This window comes from Lentzea sp. NPDC059081 (assembly GCF_042738015.1).
In the GTDB taxonomy this organism is placed as follows: domain Bacteria; phylum Actinomycetota; class Actinomycetes; order Mycobacteriales; family Pseudonocardiaceae; genus Lentzea.
In genome coordinates this window covers 90,828-102,993 of record NZ_JBHYGW010000003.1, presented here as the reverse complement: position 1 = coordinate 102,993, position 12,166 = coordinate 90,828, and the positions used below count along the sequence as shown (strand labels likewise).

General features: G+C 70.1%; 13 protein-coding genes. 4 read left to right on the top strand and 9 right to left on the bottom strand.

Annotated elements, in window-relative coordinates:
- Positions 1 to 14: 14 nt before the first annotated feature.
- Positions 15 to 551 carry an SMI1/KNR4 family protein gene (locus ACFWV3_RS07985; RefSeq protein ID WP_382409583.1) on the top strand — a complete coding sequence of 179 codons (537 nt, stop codon included), beginning with the start codon at positions 15 to 17 and terminating at the stop codon, positions 549 to 551.
- A gap of 1 nt (position 552) precedes the next feature.
- Here the strand turns inward: ACFWV3_RS07985 and ACFWV3_RS07980 are convergent, their stop codons facing one another.
- The 3 genes from ACFWV3_RS07980 to ACFWV3_RS07970 all read right to left on the bottom strand — a co-directional run bounded on the left by ACFWV3_RS07980 (position 553) and on the right by ACFWV3_RS07970 (position 3,982).
- Positions 553 to 1,074: a VanZ family protein gene (locus ACFWV3_RS07980; RefSeq protein ID WP_382409581.1), complete on the bottom strand. Its 522-nt coding sequence runs from the start codon at positions 1,072 to 1,074 to the stop codon at positions 553 to 555.
- 77 nt (positions 1,075 to 1,151) lie between these two features.
- A complete protein-coding gene (locus ACFWV3_RS07975; protein WP_382409579.1) occupies positions 1,152 to 3,311 on the bottom strand; it encodes an FtsX-like permease family protein in 2,160 nt (719 codons plus the stop codon).
- Complete coding sequence (locus ACFWV3_RS07970) at positions 3,308 to 3,982, bottom strand: ABC transporter ATP-binding protein (protein WP_382409577.1); 675 nt, start codon at positions 3,980 to 3,982, stop codon at positions 3,308 to 3,310. Before ACFWV3_RS07970 ends, ACFWV3_RS07975 begins: the two co-directional genes overlap by 4 nt.
- A 109-nt stretch (positions 3,983 to 4,091) precedes the next feature.
- Between ACFWV3_RS07970 and ACFWV3_RS07965 the strand changes: the two genes are divergently transcribed.
- Genes ACFWV3_RS07965 through ACFWV3_RS07955 form a run of 3 tightly spaced genes read left to right on the top strand, consistent with a single transcriptional unit; the run spans position 4,092 to position 6,048 of the window.
- Complete coding sequence (locus ACFWV3_RS07965) at positions 4,092 to 5,222, top strand: sensor histidine kinase (RefSeq protein WP_382409575.1); 1,131 nt, start codon at positions 4,092 to 4,094, stop codon at positions 5,220 to 5,222.
- The gene (locus ACFWV3_RS07960; RefSeq protein ID WP_382409573.1) at positions 5,219 to 5,845 is read left to right on the top strand and encodes a response regulator; all 627 of its coding nucleotides are present in this window, start codon (positions 5,219 to 5,221) and stop codon (positions 5,843 to 5,845) included. Before ACFWV3_RS07965 ends, ACFWV3_RS07960 begins: the two co-directional genes overlap by 4 nt.
- A complete protein-coding gene (locus ACFWV3_RS07955) occupies positions 5,842 to 6,048 on the top strand; it encodes a hypothetical protein (RefSeq protein WP_382409571.1) in 207 nt (68 codons plus the stop codon). Before ACFWV3_RS07960 ends, ACFWV3_RS07955 begins: the two co-directional genes overlap by 4 nt.
- Before the next feature lie 379 nt (positions 6,049 to 6,427).
- Here ACFWV3_RS07955 and ACFWV3_RS07950 read toward each other — a convergent pair whose 3' ends face one another.
- The 6 genes from ACFWV3_RS07950 to ACFWV3_RS07925 form a co-directional block, all read right to left on the bottom strand.
- The gene (locus ACFWV3_RS07950; protein WP_382409569.1) at positions 6,428 to 7,291 is read right to left on the bottom strand and encodes an aldehyde dehydrogenase family protein; all 864 of its coding nucleotides are present in this window, start codon (positions 7,289 to 7,291) and stop codon (positions 6,428 to 6,430) included.
- On the bottom strand, positions 7,284 to 8,711 hold the full coding sequence (locus ACFWV3_RS07945; protein WP_382409567.1) for an aldehyde dehydrogenase family protein: 1,428 nt from the start codon (positions 8,709 to 8,711) through the stop codon (positions 7,284 to 7,286). The genes ACFWV3_RS07950 and ACFWV3_RS07945 overlap by 8 nt, the downstream gene beginning before the upstream one ends.
- Positions 8,712 to 8,717: 6 nt before the next feature.
- Entirely contained in the window at positions 8,718 to 9,674 is a 957-nt protein-coding gene (gene deoC / locus ACFWV3_RS07940) for a deoxyribose-phosphate aldolase (RefSeq protein ID WP_382409565.1), read from the bottom strand.
- Positions 9,675 to 9,774: 100 nt separating this feature from the next.
- Complete coding sequence (locus ACFWV3_RS07935; RefSeq protein ID WP_382409563.1) at positions 9,775 to 10,428, bottom strand: DUF1707 domain-containing protein; 654 nt, start codon at positions 10,426 to 10,428, stop codon at positions 9,775 to 9,777.
- An 84-nt stretch (positions 10,429 to 10,512) separates the two neighbouring features.
- Positions 10,513 to 11,505, bottom strand: a complete 993-nt coding sequence (locus tag ACFWV3_RS07930) for a Gfo/Idh/MocA family protein (protein WP_382409561.1) — start codon at positions 11,503 to 11,505, stop codon at positions 10,513 to 10,515.
- Positions 11,506 to 11,538: 33 nt separating this feature from the next.
- Positions 11,539 to 12,153, bottom strand: coding sequence for a maleylpyruvate isomerase N-terminal domain-containing protein (locus ACFWV3_RS07925; RefSeq protein ID WP_382409559.1), 615 nt, complete (start codon positions 12,151 to 12,153; stop codon positions 11,539 to 11,541).
- Between the last annotated feature and the right edge of the window lie 13 nt (positions 12,154 to 12,166).

Here is a 12,166-nt window from a genome sequence, read left to right as displayed (position 1 = left end):
AAGATCATGGGTCCGTGGGTGTGATCGAGCACTGGAACCGGATCCTGGCCTGGCTGGCGGAGCACGCGCCCGCCACCCGTGCCGTGCTGCGTCCGAGGTACGACGCGCTGCCGGAGCTTCGGGTTCCGATCGACCTGCAGATGTGGTGGAGCGTCTACGGCGGCACCGAGGAGAACCTCTACGCCGAGATCCTGCCGCCCTTCTACACGCCGCTGGGGGCCGACCGCGCGTTCGTCATGAGGGACCGCCGCACGAGCAGGGCCGCCGACGCCTCCGAGGCCGGGTCGCCGACCAGCTGGTTCCACCCGGAGTGGCTGCCGATCGCGTTCGACGGCACTGGCGACGTGCTCGCCGTGGACCTGCGGCCGGGCGTGCTGCGCGGCTGCGTGGTCGAGTGGGATCAGGAGCGCAACGAGATGGTGAAGCCGGAGTACACCTCGCTCGCCGAGATGTTCGACCAGGTGGCGACGGCCCTGGAGACGCGCAGCGCAGTCGGGCACTGCTTCCCGGAGGTCAACTCCGCCGAAGAGCTGCACTGGCGCACCAGCTGAGTCATCGCACGCCGGCGAGCGTGCGCCGCGGCTGAGGAGCGACCTTCGCGCGGGCGTGCACCTTCACCACCGCGAGCGCGCCCAGCCAGCCGAGCGCCGTGCCGGTGGTGTTCGAGATCAGGTCGTCCACGTCGAAGATCCGGTTGGCCCACAGCAGCTGCGAGCCCTCGACGACCAGCGAGACGCCGTACCCGATCAGTGCGGTTTGGCCGATCGACCGACGGCCCCAGGCCATCAGCATCGCCCCGAGCGGCACGAACAGCAGCACGTTCAGCGTCATCTGGTCGAACGCGATCTGCCCGTCCCGGATCGTGTCGGCGACCCACTGGAACGGCACGAGCTGCACGGACTGGCGCGGTGCCACGGTCTGCATCGGCAGGAAGGTCGCCGAGAAGAGCATGCTGGCGTAAACGGTGACGGTGGCACCGCGGAATGTCAGCCGGCGGAACAACAACTGCGGGGCGAGGAAGACAACGGACAGGAAAGCGCCCCACTGGATGCTCGCGAGCTGTGCATTCGTCATGGATCAAACATAAAAAACCGGCCCTCGGCGCACATCGCGCTGAGGGCCAGTCCCGTTCTCGTACTTCCGGCTGAGTGCTACTCCGCCGCGTAATCCCGAGGGCTGATGCCGCGTAGTACCGGACCGCACGCCAGGGCCGCCACCAGCGCGACCACGACTCCGACACCCACCGGTGCCAGCACCCAGGGTGTGATCGGCATGTCGCCATGGCCTACGATTCCGCGGGCCAGGCTGAGCAGTCCGAGGCCTATGACAAGACCCGCGCCGCACGCCGCCAATGTGACCGCGAACACCGGCAACATCACTTCTCGGCGCAATGCGTGACCCAGCACACGAATTGGTGTCCCGGCCGCGATCAATGCGCCGAAAGTGCGCCGGCGGTCGATCACCGAACCCGCTGCCGCCACCGCGGCGCCGATTCCGCCGAGTACCGCCGCGATCGAAAGGCCGATGACGGTGGCGCGTTCCAGGTCGGCCATCAACGTGTCGCCGTAGAGCTGTTCGCTGTCCACGAGCCGTGCGCCCGGCAGGGTGCCGACCATCGCCGTGTGCACGAGTTCGCGGTTCTCGGGCGTTGTCGGCACCGCGACCAGCGACACCTCGCCGGAGGTCGTGGGCAGCAGGTCCCGGTCGATGACCACACCCACCTGTCCGTTGCCCGCGAACGGCCGCGTCTCGTACCGGTCGGGCAGCGTCGCCTCGACCTTGTCGGACTCGAACTTGGTGCCCGGCAACGGTTCCGACGCGTACACGGCGGGTCCCGGCCGGCAGTTCAGGCCCGGCAGCACCTTCGCCACGTCCTCGCAGTGCCCGACGACGACGTACGTGCCGCGCTGGTCGTTGCCGACCGTGCCGTCGAGCATCGTGATGATCGGCGCGGAGGTCGCGAGCCGCAACGGCGTGATGTCGTGTTGCACGCCCTGCGCCACCAGCGCGTTCTCCACCCACGTCCGGTCGCGGAACGGCACCTGGCTCTCCAGGCCCGGCAGCATGGTCAGCGCCATCGACCCGGTGAACACCGCGATCACCACGCCCGCCGAGCCGCGGAACGCCGCCACCGGGTCGCCGGCGAGCCGTCGTCCGGCCAGCAGCGTCGACGGCCCGCGCCACCGCCCCACGAAGAACCTGCCGACCCACGCCGTGAGCACCGGACCCGCCAGCACCAGCGCGAGGGCCACCCCGCCGAGCCCGAGCAGCACCACCGTGAACTGGTTGGCCCCGCCCGCTTCCCGCGCGTAGGTGATGCCGAGGAAGAACACGCCGATCGCACCGGCGATCATCAGCAACCGCCACGGGCGCACGGTCCGCTTCCCCTCGGCCGCGAGCGGCTGGTTCACCACCCGCCGCAGGCCCATGATCGCGGCCCCGACGACCAGCACCGGCGCGAGCACGGCCACCGCCGCCACGACCGCGGGCGAGGGCACGAAGTCGCCGGGGAACCAGGTCCCGCCCTCCCACGGGATCGTGGCGGTGACGTGGCTGAACGGCTGGGCCAGCAGCACGCCCAGCACGCTGCCCACCACCGCGCCGATCGCGGTCTCCACGGCCGTCATCACCACGACCTGGCGCGGGCTGGCACCGGCGAGCCGCAACGCGGCGAGGCGCCGTTCCCGTTTCGCCGCCGTCAGCCGGGCGGCCGACGCGACGAGCACCAGGCAGGGCACGACCAGCACCACGAGACCGACACGGGTGAGCAGCGTGAGCATGCTCTCGTAGTCGTCGGCGTACGGGCCGGTGCCGCCCTTCAGGTCGAGCGCCGGGTAGCCGCTCGGGACCTCCTGGTGGCCGACGATCGCGACCAGTTCTCCCGGGTACTTCAGCGCTTCGTCCCCGAGCACGGCGACCTGCCTGCCGGGGAATCGGTTCCCGAGCTTCTCCGGCGGCGTCGTCCGCACGAGGTCCGCGAGGGCGGGGGACAGGAGCACCTCGCCGACCTCGGGGAACTTCGGGATGCCGGCGGCCACCGCCACGTCGCCGGGCCGGGTGCGGGCGACGTCGAACCGCTGGATCAGCGTGTCGCCGTAGGAGTCCCGGTTCACCGCGACGGAGATCGCGCCGTCCCCCTTGCCGCCGAACACCTCGCGCCACACCGTGCGGTCGGAGCGCGCCTGCAGCGCGTTCGGCGCGGCGACGAGCCACAGCACCAGCGACACGGCGATCATCACGCCGAGCGCGACCAGCACGGTGGCGACCTGGCTGCGCCGGTCCCTGCGCAGCACCGCCAGAGCGATCCTCACGCCGACACCCCTGCCGCGATGCGCCCGTCCTGGATCTCGACGACGCGCAGGGCCCGGTCCGCGATCGCCTTGTCGTGCGTGACGATCACGACCGCGGCGTTCGTCTCCTCCGCGGCCTGCAGCAGGGCCGTCATCATCTCCTGGCCGGTGCGCGTGTCGAGGGCGCCGGTCGGTTCGTCGGCGAAGACCACCCGTGGCTGGTGCGCGAGAGCCCGCGCGATCGCGACCCGTTGTGCCTGCCCGCCGGAGAGCTCGCCGGGGCGCCGTTTCTCCAGGCCTCCCAGGCCGAGCCGGGCGAGCCACGACCGCGCCGCGCCGAGCGACTCCTCCCGCGAACCGCCGCCGAGCAGCATCGGCAGCGCCGCGTTCTCCTCCGCCGTCAGCTCGGCCACGAGCATGCCCGACTGGAACACGAACCCGAACGCCGTGCGCCGCAACGCGCTGCGGCCCGTCTCGGTGAGCTCGCCGATCGCCTTGCCGTCGAGGAACACGTCCCCGCCGTCGGCGCGCAGGATGCCGGACAGCACGTGCAGCAGGGTCGTCTTGCCGGAACCGGACGGACCCACGACCGCCAGCACGTCCCCCGCGGAGATGTCGATGTCCACCCCGGCGAGCGCGTGCACGTCGCCGTAGGTCTTGACCAGGCCACGAGCGGCCAGAACGGAATTCATGACACTGAAGGTGCCGGGAACGCTCCCCGAAAACCTCAGCCTTGACGACACACCGGATCAGCCGGATGACCGAGGCCGGAGAGGGGGCGGGGTCCTACCGTTGTCTCCCGTGGACAGTCATCGGGGCCAGTGGCCGATCGCCGGTGTGCTCGCGCTGCTCATGCTGGGCGAGCTCATCTTGATGAACGGGCCGCGCGGCGGTGAGGCGCTCGTGTGGCTGCTCGGCGTGCCGTTGTGCATCGTCGCCGTCACGTCGTTCAGGTCGCGCGACTTCGTGATCCCGATCGCCGTGGCGTCGGTCCTGGCGTCGTCGTTCGTCATGCGGGTCACCGACGTCAGCCTGCCCACCATCCTGAGCCCGCTGACGATCGCGGAGACCGCCGCGTGCCTCGTCATCACGGCCGTGGTGGTGCGCGAGGAGCCGCGGCGCGCGGCCACCTGGTCGGTCGGCTCGCTGATGGCGGTGAGCTTCGTGGCCGCGATCGTGCGCGACAACTGGCTCTTCACCGGCAACTACAACGAGATGTTCGGCTCGCTGGTCCTGGGCTTCGCGGCGGTCGGCACCGGCCTGTACTTCCGCGCCCGCGACACCGAGAGCGGCCGCCTGATCGCCGCCGCCGTGACGGACGCGCAGAAGGAAGAACGCATCGCACTCGCCCGTGAGCTGCACGACGTGGTCGCCCACCACGTGACGGGCATGCTCGTGCAGGCCCAGGCCGCGCTGGAGGTGTCCGACGACGACCCGCGGGCCGCCCACCGGCTGCTGCCGGGCATCGTCCGGTCGGGCACGGAGGCGCTGGGCGCGATGCGGCGACTGGTCGGCACCCTGCGCCAGGGCGAGACCGACGCCGCCACGACGGACCTGGCCGCCGACGTCATCTCGGCCGTCGAACGCACCCGTGAGCTCGGCATCGAGACCCGGCTGCGCATCGACCTGCCCGACGAGGTGCCGCCCGAGCTCGGCCGGTCGGTGTTGCGCCTGGTCCAGGAGTCGCTGACCAACGTGCACAAACACGCCCAGAGCCCCACCATGATCGACGTGGAGATCTCCCGGACCGGCCGCAACGCGCTGCGGGTGGTCGTCGCGGACGACGGCCGGCCGGGCGAGCTGAACCAGGGCGGCTACGGTCTCGTTGGAATGCGTGAGCGGGTCGACCTGCTCGGTGGCCTGTTCTCCGCGGGCCCGCGCGAGAACGGCTGGCAGGTGCTCGCCGAGCTACCCCTGGAGGGGAAGAAGTGATCTCGGTCCTCATCGCCGACGACCAGGAGATGGTCCGCGTCGGCTTCCGGATGATCCTCGAGAAGCAGCCCGACATCACCGTCGTGGCGGACGTGCCGGACGGCATCTCGGCCGTGTCCGCGGCCCGCGAGCACAACCCGGACGTGGCGCTGCTCGACATCCGCATGCCCGGCCTCGACGGGCTGGAGGTCACCAAGAAGCTCTCCGGCTCCACCAAGGTCGTCGTCGTGACCACGTTCGATCTCGACGAGTACGTGCACACGGCGCTGGAGAACGGTGCGTCCGGGTTCCTCACGAAGGACGCCGGGCCGGCGTTGCTGGTCGAGGCCGTGCGGGCGGCGGCGCAGGGCAACGCGCTGATCTCGCCGCAGGTGACCGTGCGGATGTTGGAGCACTTCTCGCGGCCTGCTCAGCGGCCTGATCTCGGGCTGTTGACGGCTCGGGAGCAGGACGTGGTTCGGGAGGTGGCTCGGGGGCTCACCAACCAGGAGATCGCTTCGTCCTTGTTCTTGTCGTTGTCTACCGTTAAGACGCACATTGCTTCTGTGCAGACGAAGCTCAATGTGCGGAATCGGGTTGGGATTGCTTCTTGGGCTTGGCGGGCTGGGTTGGTGAACTCGTGACGTCCTCTCAGGAGACTGAGTTTCCGCGGGCTATTGGGAAGGTTGCTGCTCGGGAGCTGGCGGCGCATGGGTATGCGACGTTCGAGTCGCTGACTGAGGTGTCGGCCGGGGCGCTGTTGAAGATCCACGGGGTTGGGCCCAAGGCTGTTCGGATTCTTGGGGAGGAACTGGCGGCGTTGGGGAAGGCTTACGCGGCCGAGTAGGTGGTGGTCGGCTTGGTGCGGTGGGTTCCTGTTTCGTGCGCGGGGCGCTGCCCCGGACCCCGCCAACTGATCAAAGACCCCCAGCGCCGTGAGCGGGTTGATGGCACGCCTGTTTGTGTTGGGCGGCTTGCTGTTGCGTTGTTCGTGTGGTTGGGGGTGGGGTGGTCCCGTCACGAGCAGTGCTCGAGGCAGCCACACCCGAAGGGGGATGTCAAACGGCCGAAAAGCGTGGCCGTTTGACATCCCCCTTCGGGCGCGACTAAACGCGTCAGCACTGCTCGTGACGGGACCACCCCACCGGACCCGCTTGCTCAAAGCCAAAAGCCAAAGCGGCTCGGCTTCGCCGTTGCTTCGGCTCGCCTTCGGCCTCGTGCTGGTCCTACACGCCCATCGGGTGCCAGACCGTCTTCGTCTCCAGGTACGCGCGGATTCGTGACAGGTCTGGTGTTGCCGCGAAGTCCTCGTTGGCCTTGTTGCGCAGTACGCGCTTCACCGTTCCTGCTGCGGACCGTTCCAGGTCTGCGCGGATCGACTCCGGTGCGCCGGTGAGGTCTAGCGCGTTCACGTCGCCGTGCGACGCGAGCCACGGCGCGATTTCGGCGGTGCGGCCGGTGATGATGTTGACGACACCGCCCGGCACGTCGCTGGTGGCCAGCACCTCGGACAGCGTGATGGCGGGTAGTGGTCGGTCCTGCGAGGTGATTACCACGGCGGTGTTGCCGCTGGCGATCACTGGCGCGATCACGGACACGAGGCCCAGCAATGACGACTGCTGTGGTGCGAGGACCGCCACTACGCCCGTCGGTTCTGGTGTGGAGAACGAGAAGTACGGGCCGGCCACGGGGTTCGACGAACCCAGCACGGCCGCGATCTTGTCCGTCCAGCCCGCGTACCAGACCCAGCGGTCGATCGCGGTGTCCACCAGGGACTCCGCCTTCTTCGCCGACACGCCCTCGGACGCCGCTACCTCGCTGATGAACTGCTCGCGGCGGCCCTCCAGCACCTCGGCCACGCGGTACAGGACCTGGCCGCGGTTGTACGCGGTGGCGCCTGACCAGCTGCCGAAAGCCTTGCGGGCGGCGGACACGGCGTCGCGGGCGTCCTTGCGGGAGCCCTGCGCGGCGTTGGCGAGGAACGTGCCCTTCGAGTCTGCCACCGGGTAGCTGCGGCCCGACTCGGAGCGCGGGAACTTGCCGCCGATGTAGAGCTTGTAGGTCTTCGCGACCGTGACGCGATCAGACATCGAGGTAGGCCTCCAGACCGGTGCGGCCGCCCTCACGGCCGAAGCCCGACTCCTGGTACCCGCCGAACGGCGCGGTCGGGTCGAAGCGGTTGAACGTGTTGGACCACACCACGCCGGCGCGCATTCGTTGCGCCATCCAGAGAATGCGCGAGCCCTTCTCCGTCCAGATGCCCGCGGACAGGCCGTACGGCGTGTTGTTCGCCTTGGCCACGGCCTCTTCGGGCGTGCGGAACGTCAGCACTGACAGCACGGGGCCGAAGATCTCCTCGCGGGCGATCCGCATCGCCTGCGACACGTTGGAGAACACGGTCGGGGCGAAGTAGAAGCCCTTGTCCGGCAACGGGCACGACGACGTCCACCGCTGCGCGCCCTCGGCCTCGCCCGACTCGGTCAGCTCCTTGATCTTGGTGAGCTGCTCGCGCGAGTTGATCGCGCCGACGTCGGTGTTCTTGTCCAGCGGGTCGCCGACGCGCAACGTGCTGACGCGCGCGTGCAGCTTCTCGACGAACTCCTCGGCGATGGACTCCTGGACCAGCAGGCGCGAGCCGGCGCAGCAGACGTGGCCCTGGTTGAAGAAGATGCCGTTGACGATGCCCTCGACGGCCTGGTCGAGCGGCGCGTCGTCGAACACGATGTTGGCGGCCTTGCCGCCCAGCTCCAGCGTGAGCTTCTTGCCGGTGCCCGCCAGCTGGCCCTGGATGATCTTGCCGACGTCGGTCGAGCCGGTGAAGGCGACCTTGTTCACGTCCTCGTGCCCGACCAGGGCCGCGCCGACGTCACCGGCGCCGGGGATGATGTTGACGACGCCCGGCGGCAGGTCGCACTGCTGGATGATCTCGGCCAGCACCAGCGCGGTGAGCGGCGTGGTCTCCGCCGGTTTGAGCACGACGGTGTTGCCGCACGCGAGCGCGGGCGCGATCTTCCACGCGGCCATCAGCAGCGGGAAGTTCCACGGGATCACCTGACCCGCGACGCCCAGCGGCTTCGGGTCCGGTCCGTAGCCCGCGTAGCCGAGCTTGTCCGCCCAGCCAGCGTGGTAGAAGAAGTGCGAGGCGGCCGTCGGGATGTCGACGTCGCGCGACTCCTTGATCGGCTTGCCGTTGTCGAGCGACTCCAGCACCGCGAGCTCGCGGCCGCGTTCCTGGATCTGCCGCGCGATCCGGTAGATGTACTTGGCGCGTTCGCTGCCCGGCATCTTCGACCACACGCGGTCGTAGGCCTTGCGGGCGGCCTTGACGGCGGTGTCCACATCGGACTCCGACGCCGTCGAGACCTCCGCCAGCACCTCCTCGGTGCCGGGGTTGACCGTCTTGAGCGGCTCGCCGGTGCCCTCGACGAACTTGCCGTCGACGAACATCTTGTACGAGGGCTTGAGGTTCGCGATGTCCCGCGACTCGGGCGCGGGGGCGTATTCCCACATGTCTGCTCAGTCCACCGTCACGTAGTCCGGGCCGCTGTAGTGGCCGTCCAACTGGGTCCGTCGCTGCATCAGCAGGTCGTTCAGCAACGTCGACGCGCCGAACCGGAAGAGGTGCGGGTCGAGCCACTCCGGCCCGGCCACCTCGTGCACGGCCACCAGGTACTTGATCGCGTCCTTGGTGGCGCGGATGCCACCGGCGGGCTTGACCCCGCGCAGCTCACCGGTGCGGTCCTTCCAGTCCCGCACGGCCTGCAGCATCACGTGCGTCACCGGCAGCGTCGCGGCGGGCTGCACCTTGCCGGTCGACGTCTTGATGAAGTCACCGCCGGCCAGCAGCGCGAGCCACGACGCGCGGCGCACGTTGTCGTAGGTCACTAGCTCGCCGGTCTCGAGGATGACCTTGAGGTGCGCGTCCCCGCACGCCTCCTTGACCTTCACGATCTCCTCGAACACCTGCCCGTACCGGCCGGAGAGGAACGCGCCGCGGTCGATCACCATGTCGACCTCGGAGGCGCCCTGCTCGACGGCGAACCGGGTGTCGGCGAGCTTGACGTCCATCGTGCTGCGGCCGCTGGGGAACGCCGTCGCGACGCTGGCGACGTTGATCCCGGTGCCCTGGAGCTCGTCCGCCGCCGTCCTGACCATGTCCGGGTAGACGCAGACGGCCGCGACCCGCGGCACGTCCGGCCGCTCGGGGTCGGGGCGCTTGGCCTTGGCGGCCAGGCTGCGCACCTTGCCGTGGGTGTCGGCGCCTTCGAGGGTGGTGAGGTCGACCATGCTGATCGCCAGGTCGATGGCGTGCAGCTTGGCGGCCTTCTTGATGCTCCGCGTGCCGAGGCCCGCGGCTCGTTGCTCGACGCCGACCTGGTCGACGCCGGGGAGCCCGTGGAGGAAGCGCCGCAGCGACGATTCGTCGCGCACGGCGTCCGCCAGGGCCGACGGCGGTGTCGTGGGAGCAGCCATGTCCGCGAGTCTAAGCGGATTGGGACGCCCGTCCTAAGTGAGACGGTTCGCGCAGGTCACCCCACGTGCGGAAGGGGTGACCCAGCCCACGGCGGGACTCTCACTCGAGCAGCTCGCGCAGGATCGACGACTTCTTTTTCTTCGGCCCCTTCACCTCGACCCCGCCCATGATGGCGAGCCCGGTGATCCGCACGGTCGGCGCGCCGGGGATGTGCCGCCGGCCGGGAGCCTTGTCCTCGAAGGCGCCCATGAAGCCGAACCCGTCGACGTTGACGTTGATGTCGTCGGGCACCCGGATCTCGACGCCGCCCCAGAACGCGAAGCAGCTGATCGTGACCTCCTGCTCGGCGAACCGGGCGTGGGTCAGGTCGAGCTCGATGCCGCCCATGACCGCGACGGCGTTGTGCATGCGCGGGACGACCCACTGGCCCTTGCGGTTCACCCCCGACCAGAAGGCCACCGACACCGCGCTGCCCGGCTCGCCGCCGACCACGCGGTCGCTCACCACGGGCTGCTGCGCCGACATCGGCACCATCGCGGGCGGCTGCATGCCGCTGAGCACCAGGTCCGCGGTGATCGGCGCGAGCTCGCCGTAGGTCTTCGCGGCGTAGACGGCACCCAGGCGCTCGTCCAGCTCGTGGATGTCGAGGCGCCCTTCGGCGGTCGCCTTGTGCAGCACCTGCGCGATCCGTTCCCGGTCGGCGTCCGAGGCGCGCATGTGACTCTGGTCGGCGGGTACCAGCTCGTCGCTCACCCGACCGAGTCTAGAACCACCACTTCCCGCTCGGGGTGGACTTGACCGGGATCGCGGGCGGTCGCCCCGCCGGCCGGGACCGGGTCACGCGGCCGGCTGTCGCAGCGGCAGCCCCGCCGCGCGGTAGATCGAGTCGATCACCGTCATGTTCCGCACGGCGTCGTCCGCGGTCGTCGGGAACGGCTTGCCGTGCAGCACCGCGTCGGTGAACGCGTCCAGCTGGTAGGCGTAGGTCGCGCGCTTGCCGAAGTTCTCGGTCGACGTCCTGTCCTTGAGCCGCAACGACATGCGGTGGAACATCTGCGGGCCGAGCGGGTTGAACACGCTCAGCCTGCCGTTCTCGCCGACGGCCTTCATCGACAGCTTGAGCACGGTGGACGACCAGAGCGACGCGTGCACGGAACCCGTGTGGCCGGAGGGGAAGCGCAGCGTCGCGCGCATCGCCCTGTCGATGGAGGGCCCGCGCAGCAACGCCGTCGCCGACCGCACCTCGGGTTCCTCGCCGCCCAGCAGCCGCACCATGTTCACGGCGTAGCAGCCCGCGTCCATCATCGCGCCGCCCGCGAGCGAGTAGTCGTAGCGGATGTCGGAGAACAGCGGCAGCGGGAAGCAGACGGACGCCTCGACGTGCCGCAACGGGCCCAGCACGCCGGACCGGATGATCTCGTCCACCCGCACGGCCAGCGGGTGGTAGCGGTAGTGGAACGCCTCCATCACCACGAGCCCGGAGGCGCTCGCCGCCGCCGCGACGGTGGCGGCCTCGGCCGCGTTGGCGGTGAACGGCTTCTCGCACAGCACGTGCTTGCCTGCCTCCAGCGCGGCGAGCGTCCACCTGCCGTGCAGGCCGTTGGGCAGCGGGTTGTAGACGGCGTCGACCGCCGGGTCCGCCAGCAGCTCCTCGTACGACCCGTGCACGCGCGCGATGCCGTGCTCGTCCGCGAACGCCCTGGCCTTCTCCGCCGAGCGCGCGGCGACGGCCACGACCTCGGCGACGGTGGAGGAGCGGGCCGGGTCGAGGACGGCGGTCGGCGCGATCCTGGCCGCGCCGAGCACTCCGATGCGCACGTGGTCTGTCACGCGGCCGACCCTACACCGGCGAGTTAACGGCGTTCACTCCTCCAGATCGGTGGCCCGGCACGGGAAGAACGGGATGTCGTCGATCGGCGACGGGTCCGACCAGCCCCACGACTCCATCTGCCGCCGCGAGCGCCTGCCGAAGAACGCGCGCCACAGCTCGTAGCCGTCGACCTCCAGCGTGATCGGGCCGTCGCCGATGGCGCCGAGCTCCGTCTTCACCGTCACCGAGGGCAGCCGCCGCGGTGCCATCCACACCAGCGTGGGCTGCCACACCGAGTCGGGGAGGCGTTCGCGGCCGAGCGCGGCCCGCAGGTCGGCCTCGTGCGTGATCGCGTCGAGCGCGAGCTGGTACGGCAGGCGCGGCATCAGCTCGGCGATCTTGTCGCCGAAGACGTTCCACTGCTCCAGCAGGTCGTCCGCCGGGACGTCCGCCCGCTCCGCGACGTGCCGCGCGGTCCACTCGTCCGACGGCGCGCCCTCCATGCGGCCGCTGACGAGATCGGACGCCTCGCCCGACAGGTGCGCGATCACCTGGTGCACGGTCCACTCAGGACAGGCGGGCACGGTGCGGGCGAGCTCCTCCGCGCTCAGGCCCATCGTCAGACCGATGACGCGCTGACGCGCCTCGCGGTAGATCTCTTCGAACACCCCTAGCTCCTCC